The organism is Vibrio sp. CB1-5, assembly GCF_059412285.1.
In genome coordinates this window covers 1-21,058 of record NZ_JBJHPB010000022.1, presented here as the reverse complement: position 1 = coordinate 21,058, position 21,058 = coordinate 1, and the positions used below count along the sequence as shown (strand labels likewise).

The following is a 21,058-nucleotide window of genomic DNA, read 5'->3' as shown; positions in this document are numbered from 1 at the left end:
GAAGCTATGTCCTTAGATAGCTATAATCCGCCGCCTTTAATGGTATTTTTAGGGGACAGTGCATGTCCCCTATTTCGTCCCCTATCTGTCCCTCGGTGCTAAAATAAGCTCAAATAAGACAGATAATGTTGCAATGCCCCTTTGTGGTATTTGCCTTAAGATGCTGATACTAAAGGAGTATTGTAAAATGTACCCATCATCTAGACTCTCTGTCGCTCCCATGCTCGATTGGATATGTATGCTTTCTATATAAAGGCTAATGTGTTATGAGGGGTACTATAGGGGTACTGAGCTCGGATAAAATAAGGCGCCACATGGGCGCCTTATTTTGTCAGTGATTTGCTACAGAGTCGCAGCTTCAGGGAATTCCATATTGAATCGTTTCTGGGCTGCTTTCTGCTGCTGTTCAACGAGCCTATCAATGTTCTGAGCAGATGCATTTTGGTTCGGCTTGGAGGTTACATCTCTCTCGAAGTCCATAGAAACAGTATACCCGTTTTCACTATTACCTTTGATGTAGACCATTTTTTTCATTATTCACCACCTTCAGCAGAGCCCTTACCATCACTGATGAGGGATGCCATTCTCTGTGCGTGTTCCTGTTTGTCTAGATAAACAGCCAACATTTTACTTATTGCCTGCAGGAAGAACTGATCTCTGTGTAGATCAAATTGTCGCTCTGTCGCACTTGTTAAAACCAAAACTCCGTGCGGCTCATTGTCTGTTTGCTCTGTATCTTCACATGTAAGTATAGGTACAGATATGAATGCACGGTAGTACTTGATGTCTTTCTCGGTTTTGACCGTCAACTCAGTACTATGATTTATATTAGGACAGCTTTTTATCTCTTTGTGCAAAAAAGTCATGCCAACGTGCCCAATACCGGGACGCCAATCACGGTTTTGAACTTCGATGCGATCATCGTTGAAACGCATCTTGACCTCAAGTCTATCAGAGGATTCGTTGTATACATATAGCGCAATGTTATATAGAGATTCTTCTTTGTATGAAAAGAGGTCACCTTTCTTTACGAATAATGGCCATAAAAGATCGTTTAAGTGTTTGTCCATTAACGTTGAAATACTATCTGCCAATGGGAGTGGAGGGGCTTTAGGATCTCTTTCAAGTTCTTTTCTCAGCTCTTTATTGAGATCTCCGACTGCTTTATCAAGCTCTGCTGAAACAAGGTACAACGTTGTTACTTGAGCAATACTTAGGTCACTCATATATTTATAGGATGACCTTAGGTTGTTGTAATTAGTGATGTTTTCATTGTATTTTTCTATAAGTTCAACTACTTGTGGGTAAGTGTGATGTTTTTTTGAGTTTTTGATTTGAACCCATGAAAGCGTCAAGTGCACAAGTAAGAAGGCAAGAGAAAAAACAATGAGTATGAAGTAGATACCTTCATTGTTATCCCCTTTCAATGAAAACCAGTAGGAAATTAGGGCGCCCACGATAAACGGTGCTACCAAAGTCATCCAAACGTTGGACAATAGATTCACTTTTTCGTTGAGCTCTGCATTTGCGCTATCGTTTTCTGAGGCTAACTCTTTAATTGATTTCATTACTTACATCCTTTGCCCTGACCACACCACTTCACCAACAATCTCAAAATCAGCCCCTTTAATATCCTCTCGACTTAGTTCCCACGGCTCATAAGCAGTATTATCACTCACGACCTTGATTCCATTTGGCAAGAATTGAAGCCTTTTCACCATCAAACGGCTATCGTATCGGAATACATATACACCGTCAGTCGTGAAACCATCTACACGATTTACCATCACTATGCTCTGATTCTGAAGAGTAGGGCTCATGCTATCGCCGCGCACTGGCATTAAGAAGATATTGTTAGGGTTGTAGCCTAGCTCTTGGCGTATAAAGCGCTCACTGAATACCATTGAACTTGATTCTTCAATCTTCTCAACTAACGCGCCATGACCTGCGCTCACTTCGATATCAAAAAACTTCAGTTCAAGATACCCCCTTGGTGCGAGAGAACCCGTTTTTGCGATCTCCTGCGCTTTTAGGAAAATATCTTCAGGAATGTGATCTCGATGTTTCCAGTTAGAAATAGTCTTCGGTGACTTACCTAAAACCCTTGCTAAATCAACGTTCTTAGAGGTGTTGGTTAGTTTCTTTAGTTCCTTTAGTTGTTCCTCAAAACTTCCCATATAGATTTCTCCGTGTACTTTTGGGGTTGCATTCTTGATTTTGATCCTCAATAATTCCCCATAAGCTATTTCGGGGTGTTTGAGGGATGTTGGAGTTTCCTTTAATGCCTTTAAGTGTACTACACGGAGGAAGTATGAACACAAATTTTGCACTACTAGCACGATTCGAAAGTCCCACGGTTGAACTAAAGCAGGTATGCCAAGAGTTTTTCGGTATCACTCCTAAAACGGCAGAGCAGAAAGCTAAGGCTTGTGACTTTCCCGTTCCTACCTTCAAGTTGCGCGATTCTGAGCGCAGCCCATCCCTAATCAAAATTGAAGATCTCGCCGCGTATATCGACCAACGCCACGCTGAAGCAATGAATGATTGGCAGTCAGTAAATGGGGGTATCCGATGAGCACACCACTACACGGTATCAACCTAGACTTTACTCACTCAAGCGAAGCCAAGCTTTTGTATAAGGTGATTGAAAATCAAATGCAGCCTAGCAACAGCACTGACCAAGATAACTATCTCACGGGTGTGCTCATTCAGCTTGAGGAGGCAATTGAACTCATGGAAAGCGTCGAGGCTTAACATGAAAGTATCTGACCCCATTCATTTGCCGTGCCCCGATATGGCGGGGTGCGCCAACTTCGACCCTGACAAGAGTGAAAAGTCAGCGCGTATGGTTGAAAAGCTTCGCTCTGAGCTTGGCTTGAACCGCCCACGCGCTCGCAAACTCAACGTTAACCCTCTGACTTGGACTAAGCGTTAATCAATGCAAAAAATCGGCAAGACCACCAATAACCCGTTGACTAAGCTCCCGACTAATCTGCGTCAGGAGCTTGCGACGTATGTGATGAAAAACCAAGCCACGGCGCCTCATTTGGCGATGGTAGCGGAAAAGCATCAACCGCTATGTGGTGCCACGCCTAAAGAGCGCGTGTTTGAGTTCGCTCACCAAGTCGCTAACAAGTTCAAGCTACCTAATGACATTCGCAACTATCTTGATAAAGCGTCAGCGGTTCGTTTCCGTAAGTACGGCTTTAAGCGCGCATTGCAATTCATTGAGTCGCGCAGTGCGGCGGCATCGTCTGCGCTTGGGTCACTGCCTGAGCCATACTGGAAAATCAATACAGAGTTAAAACGCGCTCGCCTTGCCACTGAGTTATCAGGGCGCGCAGGTTTTCACTTTGAGTTAGTTGCCAAAACAGGCGGTACCCCAATGGAAGCGATTAAGCGTATTCATGAGTTCGTGGGTGCTTGTCTTTGGATGCCTCAATTTGAAGTCGCCAATGATGAAGATGAGGCGTATTCCATCCTTGCCCGTTTGCTTGATGAGGGCGTATGGCGACGAGCTATCGACAAACAGACCCTTGCAGCGTTTGAGAATGCGCGCAGGGCGGCGGGAATGGTATCGCCGCACATTTCCCCTTATGCGTCGATTTCGGCGTGTGAGTGGCTCAAGATTCGCCAAGAGCGACAGCGTGAGTGGCTAGAACTCATGGCGATTGAATCCGTTGAGGGGGATGTGGTGGAAATGTCACAAGTTCATGAGTCGTCACAGTCCAACCCTGTTAATCGTCGTCATGAACTTATGACTCGTATTGCTGGCTGTCAGGAGTATGCCGACTCAAACAACCACGCCGCCATTTTTATCACCATGACGGCACCAAGCCGTTTTCACCGACTCACCAAGCGAGGTGAATACTGGATTGAAAACACCCATTGGGACGGTGGCACCCCTAAAGGTGCTCATGCTTGGTTGTCTACGTCTTGGAATCGCTTTCGAGCTTGGGCGGGGCGCCATGACTTAACTTATTACGGGATGCGAGTCGTGGAGCCTCACCAAGACGGCACACCGCATTGGCATGGTGTGTTTTTCATGCCACTTGAGCAAATGCCCGTGTTTATCAAAATGCTGCAGGAATACCAATTTCAGCGTGACAGCGCAGAGCTTTATTTCAAGAACGGCGACCCAAAACACCGAGCTATGAAAGCGCGCTTTGAAGCTAAGATGCTGGACGGCACCGAAGGCGGCGCCGTAGCTTACCTTGCCAAGTACATTTCTAAAAACGTAGACGGCTTTGGGCTTGAGGATTTATCGGATCTCGATAACAAGAAAGCCAAGCTGCAAGACACGGTAAAAAACGTCACCTCATGGTCGCGCACCTTCTGTTTTCGTCAGTTCCAGTTTCAAAAAACACCGTCTGTCACGGTTTGGCGCGAGCTAAGACGCATTAGCGACGAGCAAGAATATTGCACCTTTGAGAAGGCGCGCCGTGCGGCTGATGCGGGTTTCTTCTCTGCCTTTTTTGATTACATGGGCGGTCACAGACTGCCTCAATCCATGCGCCCAATTACCACCAAGAAAGAAGCCAAAGAGAACAAATACGGCGAAATGACAGCGCGTGTTATTGGGTTACGTGGAAGCGGTCTAGAAGTGCTCACGCATGAGATAGAGTGGAAGCTCATCAAAAAGCCTTCCGACTTGTCGGAGGCTTCTTCAAGCAAGCGGGAGCTTGCGCCTTGGTCTAGTGGCAATAATTGTACGCAGCAAATTTCGCCACCAAGACAACAACAAATCATTGATAACTTTTTCCTGTTCCACGAGCTAGATAGGTTTGGCTCGCCAGAGTGGGAGGAGTTCGCCGCCAGAGGTGGCACCTAGCTTACTGCCAACGATGTGAATCAGGGGCAACCTTACCAACAAATTAACCAACGTCGAGAGACAGGGGAACACCATGAAAACCATGACCAAAGATGAGTGCCAAGCCGAGCTTGCGCGCCTTAACACCATTGACGCACTGGAAGCGGAGTTAGAAACGGCGTTTGATACCGTCAAAGACCTGTCACCAAGTGAGCTTTTATCACTGGCGCCCAAAGTCCTTATGGGCGGCGCTGACCCGCTTTCCATGCTTGGCTTAGACCCCAAGCTCATCGACAAAGCAAAGCTGGTCGCCAAATCAAACCGAGTCATTCGAGCGCAGCGCAAACAAGCGCTTGAAAAGCAGTTGAATGCAGTGATTGAGGAGGCGACCACCGATGAGTAAAACGCCAAATCCAGTGCGCGGCTATGTGCCGTGCCCTGTTTGCAGCAGCACTGCCACCGTTCACATGGTGGGTGAAGGTCGTTTGATAGATAGCGGGGAAACCGTCAAGAACGGGCGCAACCTTGGTTTGCTCTATTACAAGTGCCCTGACTGCGGCAACAGTTCAATGAGCAAAACCGTGAGTGGCTATTGCACTGACAACATGACCGACACCGCCGATGCGCTCCAAGCCTTATCTGACAAGGTTGAGCCAACGGTTACGGAGTCGGTTGAATCAACGGTTGAACCGAGTGTTGAAAGCGTTGAGAGTTTTTCGCCTACGGTAACCCCTCCCGCTGAAGTGCTGCCTCCAACCGAATCAAGTACCACTGAAACCACTGAGCCAACACCGCCAGAGACAGGCCTGAAACCGCAAATCTTCAAGGTTGCCGCCTGTCTTGGCGTCATTGTCGTGTTGCTGTTTGCCATCAAGCGCATGTTAGCCAAACCACAACCGAGTGAGGAGGGTGATAGCCATGAGTAACCCAACCGTTGAAACGAGCGCTGACAACCTTGATGAGTTGGATGCGTACATTGCCAACCTCAACAATGAGCCGTCAGCACAAGAAGGTGCATTAGCTTCAACTGAAAGCCAGCCAGAGGTCGATACCAGTGAGGCGTTTGATGCGCTGGTCACCACTGGGCTTGTGGTGGTTGAGCAAGCCGTGTCGATTCTCAAAGACATTGATTTTGAGTTTGATGAGCGCGCCAAGCAAAGCGTGGTCAATGCAGCTCGCCCTGTTGCCAAACAATACGGCGGGGCATTGCTCGACCAATGCGGCGACTACATGAATGTCATGACCCTTGCATTGGCAATTCTTGGTTTGTGGTGGGCGTCGAAAAAGCAAATCACTGCCCTTGAACTGAAAAAGCAGCAGGAGGCCGAGCGTGACTCTCATCGTAAACCCGATTAACTCCAACCCATCCCATGACGCCGAGCACACCGTGTACCTAGGCGGCACAGGTAGCGGCAAAACCAGTGCAGTGAAATACATGGGGCTAGTACCTAAAAAGTCACAAGCCCTGTTCTTTGACCCGTACCGCAACTACGCAGGTCAAAAGTTTCACGGGCAGATGTGCCACGGCTTTACTGACCCCGCCAAATTTATCAAGGCAGCGGTACAAGGGCGCCGTTCGGGGTGTTCGTTTAAGCTCGCCTACATTCCACCAAAGGGCGCGTGTATGTCTGAGCTTGAAACCTTTAGCGCGATAGCTTGGGCGCTTGGCGATGGTCATAAACCCAAGTTACATGTGGTGATTGAGGAGCTGGCAAGCTGCGCGGAAACCTCTGGAAAGCTCGAAGGCAAAACGGGGGAATTGCTCCGTGGTGGTCGTCAGTTTGGTCATGTGGTTCACACCATCTTTCAGCGGGGTCAGGAGGTGCCCAAAACCGTCACTAACCAATCAAGCGTGTGGTGGCTCGGTGCGGTCAACTCTGGCGTTGATGCCGATTGGGTCGCCAAACAAAAAGGGGTTCACTCTAATGAAGTTGCTGACCTTAAAAGTGCCAAGGTCAATAAGCAGTGTATCGGCAAAGCCATTGCCGAATACCTGATTATTCGCGATGGCATTGGCAACCTAGAGCGCGGTGCGTTGAACTGCGAAACGGGCAAAAAGCTCTCACGAAACTACCGTTAACCTCTCATTTCAACCTATAGGTTAAAAGTTATACCTATAGGTTGAACCTTAGTGACGAACTCCCCGCCACCTGATTTGATAATGACTCCTTTAACCGTTCCAACGCTGTGAAGCAGGGGAAACACATGAAAGCAACGCACAAAACAATGCTAATGACCATCGTGGTCATGTTGATTGCATTGGCAGTCATCAACAACGTAGGCGCGCTCAAGCCTATCAAAGAGCAAATCAATGGTAACTCAGGGTGGTTTTAAGCTATGGAACTACTAAACACGCCATTTAACCCGCGCCCACTCGATTTAGACCCTGTTGAGGGTGTGAATTGGGGCAACCAAGCCACACTGCGCTTGGTGAGTGGTCCAACTTACCAATCCATCGAACTGGTCACTGATATTACTGACCCTGCCGATGTTGAGCGTGTACGCATCACGCTAAACGGTAAGGAAGTGTACAACCTGACAGGTCAAGATTTAGTAGACCTTCAAGAACACCGTAAGCAATTTACTCAAGAAGGTCGCTACGTTATCCCATTTGCGGATTTAACCCTTCGTACTAAAGGCGGCGTTCGTACTGGTGAACTGGTCACGCTGCAAGGCGAAATCTGGTTTGTGTATATCCAGCTTGCCTCAAAAGCGGGTGGTACGCCTGCGCCAAGTATCCGCGCTCGCTCTCATACGACAGCCGCACAATCGAAGCGTGTTTACCTACCACGTATCTATTCACTGACTTGGTTCGCCAGCGCGACAGGTCGCACCCCGTTCGACTTTGCCGAGCGTTCGCCACTGTTTTCACTCAAGCGTGTTCACTTCAAAGACTCGTCTATTGACCGTGTTCGTGTCCTGCGTGACAGCGTGGAAGAAATCAACGTCACCAAAGCGGATAACGCTTTTGACTTGGCGATTTCAGGTCTAGAGCAAAACGCAGGTTGGTTCAGCCTTGATTTTGTTCGTACTGGTTTCGGCGTTGAGGGGCGCTTGCCAACTAATGCAATGAAGCAATTGCAATTCGAGCTTGATAAATCACAACACGGCAGTGTGCCCGTGCTGATTGAAGCGATTGAGCAAGTGGGCGTTATCGCACAACCAAAGTAAGGGGGTGACCGATGGAAAACCCTAGTGTGACGCAAACCGCCACAAGTGGTGGCGGTTGGTTCGATGGCATCTTAGAGGGTGCGGGTGAGCTTGTGGGTGGTGCCGTGGATGTGGTCGGTGGCTTTGGTGAGGATTGGCTTGGTATCAAGATGGATAACGAGCTAGACCGCGCTAAGTCTGCCAGCCCTGACGAGAACCGCGCCAACAATAACGACTATCAGCAACCCAACGGGCAACCCGTGCACACCACCTCTGGCGGTATGCAGTGGCAAACCGTGGCTATCATCGTGCTGATAGCGTTAGTGCTACTTGGTGGCTTTGCTTTTGCGCTCAAAGGGGGCAAGTGATGCCGTTAGCGTACTTAGGCTTGGCGGGGGTGACATTGGGTTACCTCACTGCCAAGGAAATCAACAAAGCAAAGTGGATGGTTTTCGCAGTGATTGCGCTGGTCATCTGGTTCAAGTTGAGGTGGTAAATGATTGGTTTTGATTCTCTGACCAATAGCGGTTCGATGCCCATCAATGCAGGTGGCGGCGCGGCGGCGCCTTCGTCGTCACGTTCAAGCAATAGCTCTGGTCAATCTGTAGGTGGTATCAACATGGGCGGCGGTGTGCCGACTTGGTTGATTGTCGCGGGGGTAGTTGCCGTGCTCATTGTCTGGATGCGAAAAAAATGATTCGCGTCGTCACCAAAAGCCAAGCGTCGATTGACGCACTGAAACCCGCTTTTCGCGCTTGCCCCAATGACTTTGCGGTCATGCTGCATGAGATTGAGGCGGGGCGTGTGAGTGTCTATCACATCCAAGGGGAAGGGGTAGATTGTTTACTGGCGGGTGAGGTGCGCGGCGATACCTATTTTATTTGGGCGGCAGTAGGCAAAAACGCGCTCAAGGCTACCCGTGTGCTATCCGAGTTCGTGAAGCAAAACGACTTAACCGCAATGGCTTGCCACTCTTATTTTCCTTTAGTGGTGAGGCTACTCAAGCGGCTAGGTGGTGTGACGGAATCGACCCACGGCAACGCCAAATACCTAAAGTGGAGGTTGTAGCATGGGTGGTGGCGGTAGCTCCTCAAGCAATACAACAACGAATACTAAAAACATCAGTGGTCAGAATGCCATTGACGGCGACAACTTAGGCGTAGCGGTCAGCGGGGTGAGCGATTCCACGCTCAATATCACCGCAACCGACCACGGCGCCGTGGACAAAGCCTTTGCCTTTGGCGAGCAAACTCTTGATTTTGCTAGTGACACGGTGGATGAGTCCTTTGCCTTTGCAGGGGATGCCCTAGATGAGTCCTACGAGTTTGCAAGTGGGGCAATGAGTGAATCGCTCGGTTTAGTGGAGCGAAATACTGATAACAGTCTCAAGTTCGCAGCGGGTGCGCTCAACGAGTTCAGCTCGACCAATAGCGAAAACCTGCAAATGATGGCAGGGCTTGCGGGCAACCAAGCGGCTCAAAACACCGAGAACCTTGCCAAGCTCACCGAGCTTGCGAAGTTCAAACAAGACAACGGGCAAAGCGCACTCAATAAGCAGCAATTGATACTCATGGCAGTGATTGTGTTGGTGCTGGGTTTTGTGCTGGTTAAGGCGGTAGGCAAATGAACCTAAATCTCACCAAGGGGCAAACCATTCCCCTAACCATTGATTCTACGTGGCTCTTTGTTGAGTCGATTTCGGGCAAGTTATCGGTGCGAATTGACGAGACAGGGGAAAGTTTTTCGCTACCTAATCGCTCGGTTCTTCGCTATGGCAAGCCGTTAGGTCGAATTCTTCTATCAGGAGAAGGTGAGCTTTCTCTTGAGCATGGTGTGGGTGATTTCACCCCGCCAGTGGAAGGGCAAAAGCTCGATATACAAACCATGCCGTCAGTCAGTTTCTTGCCTGGTCAAACAGTGGGTATCACCGAGCTACCCAAAGTTGAAATTGAAGCAGGGCAAAGCGTGGGCGTGTCCTATCTGCCAAAAGTGCAGATTGAGGATGGTCAGCAAGTCGATATTGCCAGCTTGCCTGATGTTCAACTTAAAAGCGGTCAGTCGGTGAATATTGGCACCATGCCAAGCGTTGAACTGGCAGCAGGGCAAACAATCAAAGTGCTCTCTGGTAGTGCGCTTTCAACCATTAGTGGAGAAATGCCTCTAGAGGTGCCCGCTAACCCTGCCCGCAATGGCGTCATCATCAAAGCCAGCAGTACCAACGCAGGGCTAATCAGTCTTAACGGCTTTGAGCTTACGGCAGGCGAAAAGCTCACGGTTCAAACTGCCGCCACATTCACATTAACAGGAACCGCGCCCGATAAAGCGCAGGTATTGGAGTATTAATCATGTCTAACTTTCCAGCGTTACCCACGGGCAGCAGCCGCAACAAAATAGAGTTTCTTTATGACTTGCTTAGTGGTTTGGGTGGCGGCGGTAGCAGCGAGTTAATACAAACTATGGTTACCCCAATCCCCAGCACATCAATGAGCGCAGGCTTTAATGAGAAGAAATTTGCGTTAAAAAAACTCATGCCGAGTACCAATACGGCGGGAGATAAAGCGTTTTACCAGTATCAGAACGACCCAGAAACAAAGGTGATGGTGAATGGCTTGGTTGAGCAGTTCAAAGATGAAGACCCCGCCGCTATGGTTGCACTCACGTTCAGTTTGAACATTCCATTTCGCATAGATTGGGCAAACGGCGGTACCGACTTAACCGATGCCGAAAAAGTGTCACTAAGTCGTTTTGTACGTGGTTCGATGAGTTCTTACATCATGGAATCAGAGAGATATATCTTTGATGAAAAAATCCATCTAGTGAGGACTGGTGAGGGTTCAACAGGTCAAAGCTTTTTCTCTTTTCTGGGTGAATGTGTCGTAACGGTTTTTGTCCGTGATATAGCGGAAATATTCGACCGCTATTCGGAAGGGTTTCCAATTGAAATCGGCATCAAAATGCACGGTGATTTGGACGGAGCTGGCACCAAGTTCAATGCCGCGAATATCTTGTTTGAAGATGCGGGAATGTTGCGTTTGGTTGGGTCTGAGGTGGTCGTAATACCACCGCCGCCAATGCCTGAGTAATCACTATGCGTCTAATCATCATAGTTCTGATAGTTGGTGCGCTGATGATTGGCGCACCCAAAGGGGTAAACATCGTGAAATCACAACTCAACCGTGGGATTCGTAACAACAACCCGCTCAACATTCGCATTAGTAACAATGCTTGGACGGGCAAAGTAACGCCCTCCAAAGATAAAGCGTTTGAAACCTTCTCACACTCGAAGTACGGCTTTCGAGCGGCGACTAAGCTCATTCGCAACTACCAAAACCTTTATGGGCTAAACACCCTTCAGGGAATTATCAGCCGCTTTGCGCCAAAGAGCGATAATAACGACACGGATAACTACGTGCAGTTCGTAGCGGGTCGCCTCAATGTGGGCGCCAGTACGCCCCTTAATCTCTTTGATGATGAGTTCATGACGCACCTAGTGCATTCCATGTCGATTATGGAAGTCGGGCGCTACTACTCATTAGAAGATGCAGCGCAAGGGGTAGCACTGGCATGACCCAAAAAGAAGTAATGCAACGTCTAGCGGTTGGCATCTTGACCGCTTTAATCAGCGCTTATATCTGGAAGCGCATCAACGGCTAGGAGTAACAGCAATGAAAATAGATTTGAAACAGGCATCAACAAAGAAGGGGCTTGCGCTCATTGGTGCAGGTGTAGCGCTGGCAACGGGGCATCCTGAATTACTGACGGCAAGTGTGACGCCTGAAGGTGTTGAGGTAGGTGGCTTAATTGGTGTTGCTGCGCCGATTTTGGTTGGTTTGTGGGAAGCTATACGAGATGAGTTTAATGGCTGAGTATCAGACGATTATTGTTGCGGCGGTAAGTGCACTCTCAAGTGGAATTGGAGTTGGTATCGCAATAAAGACTGATATCAAGTGGATGCGACTTATGATGGAAAAGATGGACACTAGGTTAACGAAACTTGAAAGTAGGCACTGACGGTAATAAGTTCCATTTTTGTGCCTCGCGTTACATACACACTGCGTGCATATATATGATAATGTAGCCGTTAATTAGAAAATCGGATAAAGGGATTTAAGTTACTGTATGACACAGACTTTATTGATTAATAGTGAGAAAGATTTTCTTGACTATGCTTATGGTGTGCTGATTGATGAGAAAGAAGCTGGGGCTATTAAGTTCGGCAGTTGGCCAACAGTAGATCTTGACATTAGTGGTGGTCGATATCATAGTTCGCTGCCAACAAAACTGATGGAAGGTTTGGTTAGTTTTCAACAAGAAGTGGATAAAGCGTATGCATGCTTGCAATATGACACTTCTAACAGACAGAAGCTAACAAACGCCGATAAGGATGCACTAGAACTAGTATTTACTATCAAAGAAGGGTCTACAGGCGCTACCAGTGGTGGTGGTGATTGGATGAATGCCCTTATGGATAAGTTAGATGTGGTGTTTAAAGGTATGAGCGGAACACAGAAAACAGCGTTGCTTGCTTTGCTTGTTCTAGCTATAGCTGGCGGGACTGTCGCAAACAATTTTCTAGATGGACAGAGTAAAGTAGAGATAGAGAAAGAGCGCACTGAGCAAATTAAAACTCTATCCGATACTAATGCTCAGAGTGTGGCTGCACTGAGAGATGTTGTTCTTGATAAGGCTCTGTCACAAAGTCCAGATAGCGGAATTAAAGTAGTCGAGCATATCGAAGAAGGTTACAAAAATGTCGTCAAGTCTGTTCCAGATGCTACGAAAATGTCTATTGGTCAAACGGAACTAACCAACGTAGATATAAAGCGCATTTCAGCTAAACCAGATGTGGTAAAAGACGTAGCGGAGGCGAAAGCTAACTTCTTTATTGAGTCTATCAAGAAGAAACCAGACTATATGATTCTTGGTGTTACTGCTGTTGAGAGTGAACTGTCATTTAACCTAAAAGTGGACACCTCCTTTCTTCAAGATAAAGAGAAAGAGTTAATACATGACGCTTTTAAAAATGAGTCATCTATCGAGCTGAAATATCAAGCAAACCTAAAGAATGGTGAGATAGTAAACGCTCGCTTAATTAGCGTTGTAGATAACACATCAATTGCTCAAGCTAAAAAGGACTAGGTTTACTTGATAGGTCTTTACCGACTATTTTGAGTGCAGCTTGTGCGGATAAAGCTGAGTGTAGACTTGCCAAAGAATATTTAAGTTTCTATGACCAGTCACTTGGGCTACTTCTTCAATGGAGTAGCCTTTTTCAAATAAACGACTAGCGCCTTCACGTCGCAAATCATGATAACGTAAATCTTCAATTCCTAGCTTATTTCTAACGCGCTGGAAACCTGCGGTCACACTTCGAGAGTTAAAAGGAAAAATCAACTCGCTCTCTTTTGGTTGGCGCATAGCAATATCAAACGACTCTGCCAACAAAGGAACAATCATGTGATTCCCCTGCTTCTTGCGCGGGTCTTTACGGTCACGCACAACCACAGTTTTGTGTTCTTCGTTGATATCCTCCCAACGCAGAGAACAAACCTCACCGATCCTCATGCAAGTCAAAATACTAAACTCAAGGATATCGACAAACGGGATGCGAGCTTGTCCATTGGCTCTGGCGTTTTGACGCTCAATCAACCCTTGCTTTAGCGCTTCGAGTTCGTCACCTGTAGGGCGGCGCGTTCGCTTCTCACTTTTACCAATAAGCTGCATATCCGTTAATACCGGTACTGCTTCATCAAAAATCTTATAGTTGGCTTCTATGTCGAATACGGGGTTCGCTTTTTTCATCACTGAGCGAAGATAAGCGATATCGTGATAAATGGTCGCGGGTTTGGCGCCTGCGCCACGGCGATTTTTGCAGTGTTGGATGAGGTCACTAGTTTTTAGCTCATTGGTGTCTATTTGCGCTATATCGCAATCTCTGAGCATTTCTATAACGTAGCGCTTGGTTCGCCCTGTATTGTTCCATAAATCCTTATCCGCCATGAACTTATCGAGGAGTACCGAAAGGGGGACGGTTTTGGTACTATTTACGCCGTTTAATTCAATGTCGGATAGGCGTTTCTTGCCATAGGTACGGGCATGCTCTTTCTTTTTGAAAGTCTTTGACTCTCTGTGTATGATTGCCTGCTTTTTCTTGACGATGATTGTTGCTTTATAGCGGAATTCACCGTTTTTAAGTTGCCGCTTTTCGATTGAAAGTGATGCCATTCCGTCGTCCTACTCTTTGAGGGGTACTGTAAGGGGTACTATAGGACGAAATTTGGGAAAATTCCACGATATTCAAAGCGGATTTGATGGGTAAAATTATTAGGTAAAACAATGACCAAGCCAGATAACACAAGCAATTTCCAATCAAACCGCTTATCCGTGGCACCGATGCTCGATTGGACAGATAGGCATTGCCGTTACTTCCATCGCCTTCTGTCATCACAGACTTTGTTGTACACCGAAATGGTGACAACTGGTGCGATCATTCACGGTAAAGGTGATTTTCTAGCGTACAACGAAGAAGAACACCCAGTGGCACTTCAGTTAGGTGGTTCAAACCCGGCTGATTTGGCAACCTGTGCAAAGCTTGCTGCTGAGCGTGGCTATGATGAAGTAAACTTAAACGTAGGTTGTCCATCCGATCGCGTACAGAATGGTCGTTTCGGTGCATGCTTGATGGCTGAACCAGATTTAGTGGCTGAGTGTGTGGCAGCGATGCGTGAAGTGGTTGATATTCCGGTGACGGTAAAAACTCGTATTGGTATCGACGACCAAGACTCGTATGAGTTTCTGACTAAGTTTGTCTCTACGGTATCTGAGAAGGGCGGTGTGGATCAGTTTACCATTCACGCACGCAAAGCTTGGCTAAGTGGCTTGAGCCCTAAAGAGAACCGTGAAATCCCACCGTTGGACTATCCTCGCGCTTACCAAATTAAGAAGGACTTCCCACATCTGAATGTGGCGGTGAATGGTGGCGTAAAAACACTAGAAGAATCTCTAGAGCACTTGCAGCATCTTGATGGCGTGATGATCGGTCGTGAGGCTTATCAGAACCCATACATCCTTGCGCAGGTTGACCAGCTTATTTTTGGTTTAGACACTCCAGTGAAAAAGCGTAAGCAAGTCGTTGAAGAGATGTACCCGTACATTGAACGTCAGCTTTCTAACGGCTCGTACCTTGGTCATATCTCGCGTCATATGATTGGCTTATTCCAAGCAATGCCAGGCGCAAGGCAATGGCGTCGTTATATCAGTGAAAATGCACATAAGAAAGGTGCTGGCATTGAAGTGCTTGAAACAGCACTAGCAAAAATTCCATCTGAACTAGATGTGTAATTTACCAATCATTTGGCGATAAATACCAACTCCGACTGTGCGAAAGCCAGTCGGAGTTTTTGTTTCTAGCTATCTATATGATTTTTAAAGAATCTAAAAGTTGGAACGCTTCCTGCAATCCATTTAAATAATTCAAAAGACTTAAACTAGCAACGAAATGGGAGAGGTTATGTTTGAACTAATTTTCGTTTTGGTATTTCTTGCAACTCTTGTTATGACAGGCGTTACGTTTGTCACTGTGACAATGGCAATTGTAGTGTCGTTCGCGGTGATGTTTCTGTTGGGTATGGTTGGGGTTGTTTTAAATCTCTTGCCTTACATTATCGCCTTCCTTATAGCGATTTGGATCTATAAAAAGGTAATGGCGCCCACAAATTAACAAACTGATCACAAATAACCCTACAGGGATAAGCACAATTGCTATAGTTATCTATATGACCAAGGGCGTCGGTCATTATAGGATTTCTGGAGGGAGCCATGACAATTACGGAATTGAAGTATTTATTCCATCAAGATTTACTGGCAGAAGCGATCATTGAACCCGCCGAATCCGAAGGCGGTTGGATCGTTGAGTTTCGCCATAGGCAAGGCGGTTTCGTTATGCTGACGGATATTCACGGCGCTGAGTGTCAGTACAATGATCTCGACAAGGCGTCTAAATCCGCGCTCGCCGTCGGCTTCACTGAGGTTCGTATTGAGGCTAAATAGCCTCCCTACCAAACGAACCTCTTCTTCCAAAAAGTTATAAAACATTCATATCTATTCTTTCTTGTTATTAAGGTGGTTGGTTAATCTATCGTCACGCAATGATTAGGGATGTCGTGACAATGTCTTCAAACGTAAAACAGTCGCCGAACGGTAATAACAATTCTCAAGAATTACCAAGCCTAGCTGCTCCACTTAACGATCAGCAGCTATCACAACTACAACAAGCATCAACGAACCTATCTTCAAACCAGCTTGCATGGGTAAGCGGGTATTTTTGGGGATTGAGTCAGGCGGGTGCACCATCAGCGCTTACTCCAGTTGCTAGCGCAGTCAATACAGCAGCGGCAGCCGTACCAGCAGGTAAGCTGACCATTATCTTTGCTTCTCAAACAGGTAACGCCAAAGGGGTTGCTGAGGAGCTAAAAGAAGAAGCTTCTGCGCTTGGTATCGATGTTGAGCTATTTGATGCCAGTGACTACAAAGGTAAGAACCTAGCGAAAGAGACACACGTCATCGTTGTTGCCTCTACAAACGGTGAGGGTGAAGCGCCTGATAATGCGATTGAGCTACATGAGTTCCTTCAATCTAAGAAAGCGCCAAAACTTCCGAATCTTAAGTATGGTGTTATTGGCTTAGGCGATTCTAGCTATGAGTTCTTCTGCCAAACCGGTAAAGATTTTGATGAGTACCTTGGCAAGTTAGGTGCCACCTCATTTATTGATCGCATTGACTGTGACGTTGATTACGACGCGCCAGCGGGTGAGTGGCGAGCGAAAGCGCTAGAGGTCATCAAAGAAGATCTTGCCTCTCAACCAGCAGACGTTGTGACACTGCCTGTTGCAACTGCAGCCGCTACGGTTAACTACACCAAGAAAAATCCATATACCGCTACACTACTGACCAGCCAAAAGATCACGGGTCGTGATTCTGGCAAAGATGTTCGTCATATCGAGATTGATCTTGAAGGCTCAGGCATCAGTTACAAGCCTGGCGATGCGCTGGGTGTGTGGTTCGAGAACAGCAGTGAGCTGGTGGACGCACTTCTTGCTCAAGTTGGCCTATCGGGTATTGAAAGTGTGGAAGTGGATGGGGAAAGCCTATCTTTACGCTCTGCGCTGATTAAGCACTATGAGATCACTGCGGCAAATCCTCAGCAAGTAGCACAATATGCGGAGATTTCTGGAAGCAAAAAGCTTGAGAAGCTGGCGGCGGATAAAGACAAACTTCGCGAATATGCTTCGAATACCCAAGTGATTGACGTATTTAAAGAGAAGAAAGCAAAACTAGACGCCGAGCAACTACTGGGTCTACTACGCCGTTTAACCCCACGTCTCTATTCAATTGCATCCAGCCAAGAAGAAGTAGATGAAGAAGTTCATCTAACGGTTGGGCTTGTTGAATATCAAGCGGGCGAGGAAAGCCGATTTGGCGGCGCATCTTACTTCCTATCGCGTGGATTGGAGGAAGGTGGTGAAGTCAAAGTATTCGTTGAGCACAACAATAACTTCAAGCTACCAGAAAATGGTGACACGCCTGTGATTATGGTGGGTCCTGGTACGGGTATTGCGCCATTTAGAAGCTTCATCCAAGAGCGTGATAACCAAGGCGACACTGGCAAGAACTGGTTGTTCTTCGGTGACCGCACGTTTACTCAAGATTTCCTATATCAAGTGGAGTGGCAAAAGTATCTGAAGTCAGGAGTGTTAAACCGATTGGATGTGGCCTTTAGCCGTGACCAGCACGAGAAAGTGTATGTTCAGCATCGATTGCTAAAGCAAGGCGAGCAGGTATGGCAATGGCTACAGGAAGGCGCTCACATTTATGTATGTGGCGATGCCAACCATATGGCTAAAGATGTTCACAATGCCCTGATCGAGATTGTTAAGGTGCATGGTGGAAAAGAAGCTGAACAGGCAGAAGAATTTGTCAACGAACTAAGAAAAGCAAAACGTTATCAGAAGGATGTGTACTAATGAGCAAGCAATCAGCCACTATTCAAGAAGTGTTGGGTGAAGAGTTGGGGCCGTTGTCTGATAACGAGCGTCTAAAAGGGCAGAGTAACCTACTGCGCGGAACCATTGAGAACGATCTACAAGATCGCATCACAGGTGGATTTACCGCTGACAATTTCCAGCTCATTCGTTTCCACGGTATGTATCAGCAAGATGACCGTGATATCCGTAACGAGCGAGCTAAGCAAAAACTAGAGCCTCTTCATAACGTGATGCTTCGTGCACGTATGCCGGGCGGTATTATCACGCCTAAGCAATGGTTAGCTATCGACAAGTTTGCGACTGATCATTCGTTGTATGGAAGTATTCGTTTAACGACGCGTCAAACGTTCCAGTTTCATGGTGTTCTGAAGCCAAACATCAAGCTAATGCACCAAACACTGAACTCTATCGGTATTGATTCTATCGCGACAGCCGGTGACGTGAACCGTAACGTGTTATGTACGACTAACCCTGTGGAATCAGAGCTACATCAAGAAGCCTATGAATGGGCGAAAAAGATCAGTGAGCATTTGCTTCCAAAAACCAAAGCGTATGCAGAGATTTGGCTTGATGGTGAGAAAGTAGAATCGACTGCATCAGAAGGTAAGGAAGAAGACGAACCTATTCTGGGTAAAAACTACTTACCACGTAAGTTCAAAACGACAGTCGTGATCCCACCACAAAATGATGTGGACGTGCACGCCAATGATCTGAACTTCGTAGCGATTGCTGATAACGGCAAGCTGGTGGGTTTCAATGTTCTTGTTGGCGGTGGTCTTGCCATGACTCACGGTGATACGTCGACGTACCCAAGACGTGCTGATGACTTTGGTTTTGTTCCTCTGGAGAAAACGCTAGATGTAGCAGCAGCGGTTGTGACGACTCAGCGTGACTGGGGTAACCGTTCAAATCGTAAGAATGCCAAGACTAAGTACACACTAGACCGCGTTGGTATTGATGTATTTAAAGCAGAAGTTGAAAAACGTGCGGGCATTAGCTTCGAGCAAAGCCGTCCTTACGAGTTTACTGAGCGTGGCGACAGAATTGGTTGGGTTGAGGGTATCGATGGTAAATACCACTTAGCACTATTCATTGAGAATGGTCGATTGCTTGACTTCCCAGGTAAGCCTCTTAAAACCGGTGTGGCTGAGATCGCTAAGATCCACAAAGGTGACTTTAGGATGACGGCAAACCAAAACCTGATTGTCGCTAAGGTATCTAAGTCAAACAAGGCCAAGATTGAGAAGATTGCTCGTGAACATGGTCTGATGGACGATGCGGTATCTGAGCAGCGCAAAAATTCGATGGCATGTGTGGCTTTCCCAACTTGTCCTCTTGCAATGGCAGAAGCGGAACGTTTCCTACCAAGCTTTGTTACTGATGTAGAGAGCATTCTGGATAAACACCAGATCCCAAGTGATGAGAGCATCATTTTGAGGATCACCGGCTGTCCAAATGGTTGTGGTCGAGCGATGTTGGCTGAAATTGGTTTGGTTGGTAAAGCACCTGGCCGATACAACCTGCATTTAGGCGGCAACAAGGCAGGTACCCGTGTACCTAAGATGTACAAAGAGAACATTACGGATACGCAAATCCTAGAAGAGATTGATGCTTTAGTAGGTCAATGGGCGGAGCAGCGTAATGAAGGTGAAGCATTTGGTGACTTCGTTATCCGCGCTGGGATTATAGAAGAGGTCAAAGTATCGAAAAGGGACTTCTATGCCTAGAGACGTTATTTCCCAGAAACAAGCAGCTAAACAAGGTTCAGTTAGCGACATCGTGCAAGAGCAGTCAAAAGCGCTAGAGCTTCAAGAGCTGTTGTCACTGACTAAAACCGAGCAGATTCTTAAGCTAGCAGAGCTAAATGGTCAGCTTGAGCTATTGAGTGCGAAGCAGAGAGTTGAGTGGGCACTAGAGAATTTGCCTAGTGGGCATATTCTAAGCTCAAGCTTCGGGGTGCAAGCGGCGGTTATGCTTCATCTTGTGACCAGCGTGAAAGCAGACGTTCCCGTGGTGCTCACGGATACAGGCTATCTATTTCCAGAAACCTATCAATTTATAGATAAGCTTCAGAAGCAATTAGATCTGAACTTACATATCTATAAAGCGAACATCTCACCAGCTTGGCAAGAGGCTCGCTACGGTAAGTTATGGGAAAAAGGGCTGGATGGACTTAAACAATACAACCAGCTTAATAAAGTAGAGCCAATGAAAAGGGCACTTGAAGAGTTGGATGTTCATACTTGGTTTTCTGGCCTAAGACGTGAGCAGTCAGAGAGCCGTGCCAACTTACCAGTACTTGCTATTCAAAATGGCCGCTTCAAGTTCTTGCCGATAATCGATTGGAGCAACGAACAAGTTGATAGCTATATAGAAGAGCATGGCTTGAGTTACCACCCTCTTAAAGAAGCGGGTTACCTATCTTTAGGTGATACGCACTCTACAGTGAAGTGGGAACCAGGTATGAAAGAAGAGGAAACTCGTTTTAATGGTCTAAAACGAGAGTGTGGATTACATGAAGACGATGGTGAGACAGACGGTTCTGGTATTTGACCGTCGTTCATATCATCACAAGAAGGAGGGTTTAGCCCTCCTTTTTTAATAACTCTGTGGATAACTTGTAGTCATCAGTAGGATAAAGTTGAATAAATAAGCCTTTGAGCGAAAAAGACGCGGTTAGGCGTTATTTTTGTATTTTTTCTAAAAAAAGGCTTGCTAATGTGATCGGTATCTCTATAATGCGCTTCCACTGACACGGCAGAGCCCACAAGGGTTCGAGACGATAGTCAGTAAGGCGTTCAGCTTACAAGATGGTCTTCTAGTTAGATTTGAAAAAATCAAAAATAATTAGAAAAAAGTGTTTGACACTGAGATTCATCTCGCTAAAATAGCCGCCTCTTCAGACGGAAAGCGAAACGCAGAGTTCTGAAGAGAATGTTCTTTAAAAATTTAAACCTATCAATCTGTGTGGGCACTCGTTGATGATAATCAAATTAGATGTTTCTCTTAATAAAGAGCGGTATCAAATTAGGTTTTCAATGAACTGAGTGACCAA

At 46.8% G+C, this 21,058-nt stretch carries 29 protein-coding genes; 25 read left to right on the top strand and 4 right to left on the bottom strand.

Annotated features, from left to right (window positions below):
* Positions 1-342: 342 nt before the first annotated feature.
* From ACJB0T_RS15315 to ACJB0T_RS15305, 3 genes are read right to left on the bottom strand one after another with little or no spacing between them, the layout of a single operon-like run.
* On the bottom strand, positions 343-534 hold the full coding sequence (locus ACJB0T_RS15315; RefSeq protein ID WP_479288655.1) for a hypothetical protein: 192 nt from the start codon (positions 532-534) through the stop codon (positions 343-345).
* Positions 534-1,568 carry a GAF domain-containing protein gene (locus tag ACJB0T_RS15310; protein WP_479288656.1) on the bottom strand — a complete coding sequence of 345 codons (1,035 nt, stop codon included), beginning with the start codon at positions 1,566-1,568 and terminating at the stop codon, positions 534-536. The genes ACJB0T_RS15315 and ACJB0T_RS15310 overlap by 1 nt, the downstream gene beginning before the upstream one ends.
* 3 nt (positions 1,569-1,571) lie before the next feature.
* Positions 1,572-2,177 carry a S24 family peptidase gene (locus ACJB0T_RS15305; protein ID WP_479288657.1) on the bottom strand — a complete coding sequence of 202 codons (606 nt, stop codon included), beginning with the start codon at positions 2,175-2,177 and terminating at the stop codon, positions 1,572-1,574.
* 134 nt (positions 2,178-2,311) lie between these two features.
* Here ACJB0T_RS15305 and ACJB0T_RS15300 point away from each other — a divergent pair, with 134 nt between their 5' ends.
* The 19 genes from ACJB0T_RS15300 (at position 2,312) to ACJB0T_RS15210 (ending at position 13,099) form a co-directional block, all read left to right on the top strand.
* Entirely contained in the window at positions 2,312-2,575 is a 264-nt protein-coding gene (locus ACJB0T_RS15300) for a pyocin activator PrtN family protein (protein WP_479288658.1), read from the top strand.
* Positions 2,572-2,754: a hypothetical protein gene (locus tag ACJB0T_RS15295; protein WP_479288659.1), complete on the top strand. Its 183-nt coding sequence runs from the start codon at positions 2,572-2,574 to the stop codon at positions 2,752-2,754. The genes ACJB0T_RS15300 and ACJB0T_RS15295 overlap by 4 nt, the downstream gene beginning before the upstream one ends.
* 1 nt (position 2,755) lies before the next feature.
* On the top strand, positions 2,756-2,935 hold the full coding sequence (locus tag ACJB0T_RS15290) for a hypothetical protein (RefSeq protein ID WP_338163410.1): 180 nt from the start codon (positions 2,756-2,758) through the stop codon (positions 2,933-2,935).
* A gap of 3 nt (positions 2,936-2,938) precedes the next feature.
* Positions 2,939-4,831, top strand: a complete 1,893-nt coding sequence (locus ACJB0T_RS15285) for a replication endonuclease (RefSeq protein ID WP_479288660.1) — start codon at positions 2,939-2,941, stop codon at positions 4,829-4,831.
* Positions 4,832-4,904: 73 nt separating this feature from the next.
* Positions 4,905-5,213, top strand: coding sequence for a hypothetical protein (locus ACJB0T_RS15280; RefSeq protein WP_429761609.1), 309 nt, complete (start codon positions 4,905-4,907; stop codon positions 5,211-5,213).
* The gene (locus ACJB0T_RS15275) at positions 5,206-5,736 is read left to right on the top strand and encodes a hypothetical protein (protein WP_479288661.1); all 531 of its coding nucleotides are present in this window, start codon (positions 5,206-5,208) and stop codon (positions 5,734-5,736) included. Before ACJB0T_RS15280 ends, ACJB0T_RS15275 begins: the two co-directional genes overlap by 8 nt.
* Complete coding sequence (locus ACJB0T_RS15270; protein ID WP_088876284.1) at positions 5,729-6,166, top strand: hypothetical protein; 438 nt, start codon at positions 5,729-5,731, stop codon at positions 6,164-6,166. The genes ACJB0T_RS15275 and ACJB0T_RS15270 overlap by 8 nt, the downstream gene beginning before the upstream one ends.
* Complete coding sequence (locus ACJB0T_RS15265) at positions 6,141-6,890, top strand: hypothetical protein (protein ID WP_479288662.1); 750 nt, start codon at positions 6,141-6,143, stop codon at positions 6,888-6,890. Before ACJB0T_RS15270 ends, ACJB0T_RS15265 begins: the two co-directional genes overlap by 26 nt.
* A gap of 125 nt (positions 6,891-7,015) precedes the next feature.
* Positions 7,016-7,144, top strand: a complete 129-nt coding sequence (locus ACJB0T_RS15260; RefSeq protein ID WP_275426429.1) for a hypothetical protein — start codon at positions 7,016-7,018, stop codon at positions 7,142-7,144.
* A gap of 3 nt (positions 7,145-7,147) precedes the next feature.
* A complete protein-coding gene (locus ACJB0T_RS15255; protein WP_338163416.1) occupies positions 7,148-7,981 on the top strand; it encodes a major capsid protein P2 in 834 nt (277 codons plus the stop codon).
* A gap of 11 nt (positions 7,982-7,992) precedes the next feature.
* Positions 7,993-8,328, top strand: a complete 336-nt coding sequence (locus tag ACJB0T_RS15250) for a hypothetical protein (protein WP_353497231.1) — start codon at positions 7,993-7,995, stop codon at positions 8,326-8,328.
* Positions 8,329-8,456: 128 nt separating this feature from the next.
* A complete protein-coding gene (locus ACJB0T_RS15245; protein ID WP_112479085.1) occupies positions 8,457-8,657 on the top strand; it encodes a hypothetical protein in 201 nt (66 codons plus the stop codon).
* Entirely contained in the window at positions 8,654-9,028 is a 375-nt protein-coding gene (locus ACJB0T_RS15240; protein ID WP_429761604.1) for a DNAase, read from the top strand. The genes ACJB0T_RS15245 and ACJB0T_RS15240 overlap by 4 nt, the downstream gene beginning before the upstream one ends.
* A 1-nt stretch (position 9,029) precedes the next feature.
* The gene (locus tag ACJB0T_RS15235; protein WP_479288663.1) at positions 9,030-9,587 is read left to right on the top strand and encodes a chemotaxis protein; all 558 of its coding nucleotides are present in this window, start codon (positions 9,030-9,032) and stop codon (positions 9,585-9,587) included.
* The gene (locus ACJB0T_RS15230) at positions 9,584-10,303 is read left to right on the top strand and encodes a hypothetical protein (RefSeq protein WP_479288664.1); all 720 of its coding nucleotides are present in this window, start codon (positions 9,584-9,586) and stop codon (positions 10,301-10,303) included. Before ACJB0T_RS15235 ends, ACJB0T_RS15230 begins: the two co-directional genes overlap by 4 nt.
* A gap of 2 nt (positions 10,304-10,305) precedes the next feature.
* Positions 10,306-11,043: a hypothetical protein gene (locus ACJB0T_RS15225; protein WP_479288665.1), complete on the top strand. Its 738-nt coding sequence runs from the start codon at positions 10,306-10,308 to the stop codon at positions 11,041-11,043.
* Between the two features lie 5 nt (positions 11,044-11,048).
* Entirely contained in the window at positions 11,049-11,528 is a 480-nt protein-coding gene (locus ACJB0T_RS15220) for a structural protein (protein ID WP_479288666.1), read from the top strand.
* A 97-nt stretch (positions 11,529-11,625) separates the two neighbouring features.
* Positions 11,626-11,826, top strand: a complete 201-nt coding sequence (locus ACJB0T_RS15215; RefSeq protein WP_479288667.1) for a hypothetical protein — start codon at positions 11,626-11,628, stop codon at positions 11,824-11,826.
* 253 nt (positions 11,827-12,079) lie between these two features.
* Positions 12,080-13,099 carry a hypothetical protein gene (locus ACJB0T_RS15210; RefSeq protein ID WP_479288668.1) on the top strand — a complete coding sequence of 340 codons (1,020 nt, stop codon included), beginning with the start codon at positions 12,080-12,082 and terminating at the stop codon, positions 13,097-13,099.
* A 24-nt stretch (positions 13,100-13,123) separates the two neighbouring features.
* Here the strand turns inward: ACJB0T_RS15210 and ACJB0T_RS15205 are convergent, their stop codons facing one another.
* Positions 13,124-14,185 (bottom strand): site-specific integrase, encoded by a 1,062-nt coding sequence (locus ACJB0T_RS15205; protein WP_479288669.1) that lies wholly within the window; start codon positions 14,183-14,185, stop codon positions 13,124-13,126.
* A 111-nt stretch (positions 14,186-14,296) separates the two neighbouring features.
* Between ACJB0T_RS15205 and dusA the strand changes: the two genes are divergently transcribed.
* From dusA to ACJB0T_RS15175, 6 genes are all read left to right on the top strand, one after another.
* Positions 14,297-15,301, top strand: coding sequence for a tRNA dihydrouridine(20/20a) synthase DusA (dusA, locus tag ACJB0T_RS15200; protein WP_479288670.1), 1,005 nt, complete (start codon positions 14,297-14,299; stop codon positions 15,299-15,301).
* Between the two features lie 169 nt (positions 15,302-15,470).
* Positions 15,471-15,680 carry an envelope stress response protein PspG gene (locus ACJB0T_RS15195; RefSeq protein ID WP_042478737.1) on the top strand — a complete coding sequence of 70 codons (210 nt, stop codon included), beginning with the start codon at positions 15,471-15,473 and terminating at the stop codon, positions 15,678-15,680.
* 98 nt (positions 15,681-15,778) lie between these two features.
* Positions 15,779-16,009 carry a thymidylate kinase gene (locus ACJB0T_RS15190; protein ID WP_479288671.1) on the top strand — a complete coding sequence of 77 codons (231 nt, stop codon included), beginning with the start codon at positions 15,779-15,781 and terminating at the stop codon, positions 16,007-16,009.
* Between the two features lie 98 nt (positions 16,010-16,107).
* Positions 16,108-17,982 (top strand): assimilatory sulfite reductase (NADPH) flavoprotein subunit, encoded by a 1,875-nt coding sequence (locus tag ACJB0T_RS15185; protein WP_479288672.1) that lies wholly within the window; start codon positions 16,108-16,110, stop codon positions 17,980-17,982.
* Positions 17,982-19,730 carry an assimilatory sulfite reductase (NADPH) hemoprotein subunit gene (gene cysI / locus ACJB0T_RS15180; RefSeq protein ID WP_252013305.1) on the top strand — a complete coding sequence of 583 codons (1,749 nt, stop codon included), beginning with the start codon at positions 17,982-17,984 and terminating at the stop codon, positions 19,728-19,730. The genes ACJB0T_RS15185 and cysI overlap by 1 nt, the downstream gene beginning before the upstream one ends.
* Before the next feature lie 49 nt (positions 19,731-19,779).
* Positions 19,780-20,556 (top strand): phosphoadenylyl-sulfate reductase, encoded by a 777-nt coding sequence (locus ACJB0T_RS15175; RefSeq protein ID WP_479292180.1) that lies wholly within the window; start codon positions 19,780-19,782, stop codon positions 20,554-20,556.
* Positions 20,557-21,058 lie beyond the last annotated feature (502 nt).

Coding starts and splice junctions, on each gene's coding strand:
- ACJB0T_RS15205 (WP_479288669.1), bottom strand. CDS start 14,185: ATGGCATCACTTTCAATCGAAAAGCGGCAACTTAAAAACGGTGAATTC.
- ACJB0T_RS15270 (WP_088876284.1), top strand. CDS start 5,729: ATGAGTAACCCAACCGTTGAAACGAGCGCTGACAACCTTGATGAGTTG.
- ACJB0T_RS15235 (WP_479288663.1), top strand. CDS start 9,030: ATGGGTGGTGGCGGTAGCTCCTCAAGCAATACAACAACGAATACTAAA.
- ACJB0T_RS15295 (WP_479288659.1), top strand. CDS start 2,572: ATGAGCACACCACTACACGGTATCAACCTAGACTTTACTCACTCAAGC.
- ACJB0T_RS15225 (WP_479288665.1), top strand. CDS start 10,306: ATGTCTAACTTTCCAGCGTTACCCACGGGCAGCAGCCGCAACAAAATA.
- ACJB0T_RS15305 (WP_479288657.1), bottom strand. CDS start 2,177: ATGGGAAGTTTTGAGGAACAACTAAAGGAACTAAAGAAACTAACCAAC.
- cysI (WP_252013305.1), top strand. CDS start 17,982: ATGAGCAAGCAATCAGCCACTATTCAAGAAGTGTTGGGTGAAGAGTTG.
- ACJB0T_RS15210 (WP_479288668.1), top strand. CDS start 12,080: ATGACACAGACTTTATTGATTAATAGTGAGAAAGATTTTCTTGACTAT.
- ACJB0T_RS15245 (WP_112479085.1), top strand. CDS start 8,457: ATGATTGGTTTTGATTCTCTGACCAATAGCGGTTCGATGCCCATCAAT.
- ACJB0T_RS15290 (WP_338163410.1), top strand. CDS start 2,756: ATGAAAGTATCTGACCCCATTCATTTGCCGTGCCCCGATATGGCGGGG.
- ACJB0T_RS15215 (WP_479288667.1), top strand. CDS start 11,626: ATGAAAATAGATTTGAAACAGGCATCAACAAAGAAGGGGCTTGCGCTC.
- ACJB0T_RS15250 (WP_353497231.1), top strand. CDS start 7,993: ATGGAAAACCCTAGTGTGACGCAAACCGCCACAAGTGGTGGCGGTTGG.
- ACJB0T_RS15240 (WP_429761604.1), top strand. CDS start 8,654: ATGATTCGCGTCGTCACCAAAAGCCAAGCGTCGATTGACGCACTGAAA.
- ACJB0T_RS15195 (WP_042478737.1), top strand. CDS start 15,471: ATGTTTGAACTAATTTTCGTTTTGGTATTTCTTGCAACTCTTGTTATG.
- ACJB0T_RS15255 (WP_338163416.1), top strand. CDS start 7,148: ATGGAACTACTAAACACGCCATTTAACCCGCGCCCACTCGATTTAGAC.
- ACJB0T_RS15280 (WP_429761609.1), top strand. CDS start 4,905: ATGAAAACCATGACCAAAGATGAGTGCCAAGCCGAGCTTGCGCGCCTT.
- dusA (WP_479288670.1), top strand. CDS start 14,297: ATGACCAAGCCAGATAACACAAGCAATTTCCAATCAAACCGCTTATCC.
- ACJB0T_RS15260 (WP_275426429.1), top strand. CDS start 7,016: ATGAAAGCAACGCACAAAACAATGCTAATGACCATCGTGGTCATGTTG.
- ACJB0T_RS15275 (WP_479288661.1), top strand. CDS start 5,206: ATGAGTAAAACGCCAAATCCAGTGCGCGGCTATGTGCCGTGCCCTGTT.
- ACJB0T_RS15185 (WP_479288672.1), top strand. CDS start 16,108: ATGATTAGGGATGTCGTGACAATGTCTTCAAACGTAAAACAGTCGCCG.
- ACJB0T_RS15190 (WP_479288671.1), top strand. CDS start 15,779: ATGACAATTACGGAATTGAAGTATTTATTCCATCAAGATTTACTGGCA.
- ACJB0T_RS15230 (WP_479288664.1), top strand. CDS start 9,584: ATGAACCTAAATCTCACCAAGGGGCAAACCATTCCCCTAACCATTGAT.
- ACJB0T_RS15310 (WP_479288656.1), bottom strand. CDS start 1,568: ATGAAATCAATTAAAGAGTTAGCCTCAGAAAACGATAGCGCAAATGCA.
- ACJB0T_RS15300 (WP_479288658.1), top strand. CDS start 2,312: ATGAACACAAATTTTGCACTACTAGCACGATTCGAAAGTCCCACGGTT.
- ACJB0T_RS15315 (WP_479288655.1), bottom strand. CDS start 534: ATGAAAAAAATGGTCTACATCAAAGGTAATAGTGAAAACGGGTATACT.
- ACJB0T_RS15285 (WP_479288660.1), top strand. CDS start 2,939: ATGCAAAAAATCGGCAAGACCACCAATAACCCGTTGACTAAGCTCCCG.
- ACJB0T_RS15220 (WP_479288666.1), top strand. CDS start 11,049: ATGCGTCTAATCATCATAGTTCTGATAGTTGGTGCGCTGATGATTGGC.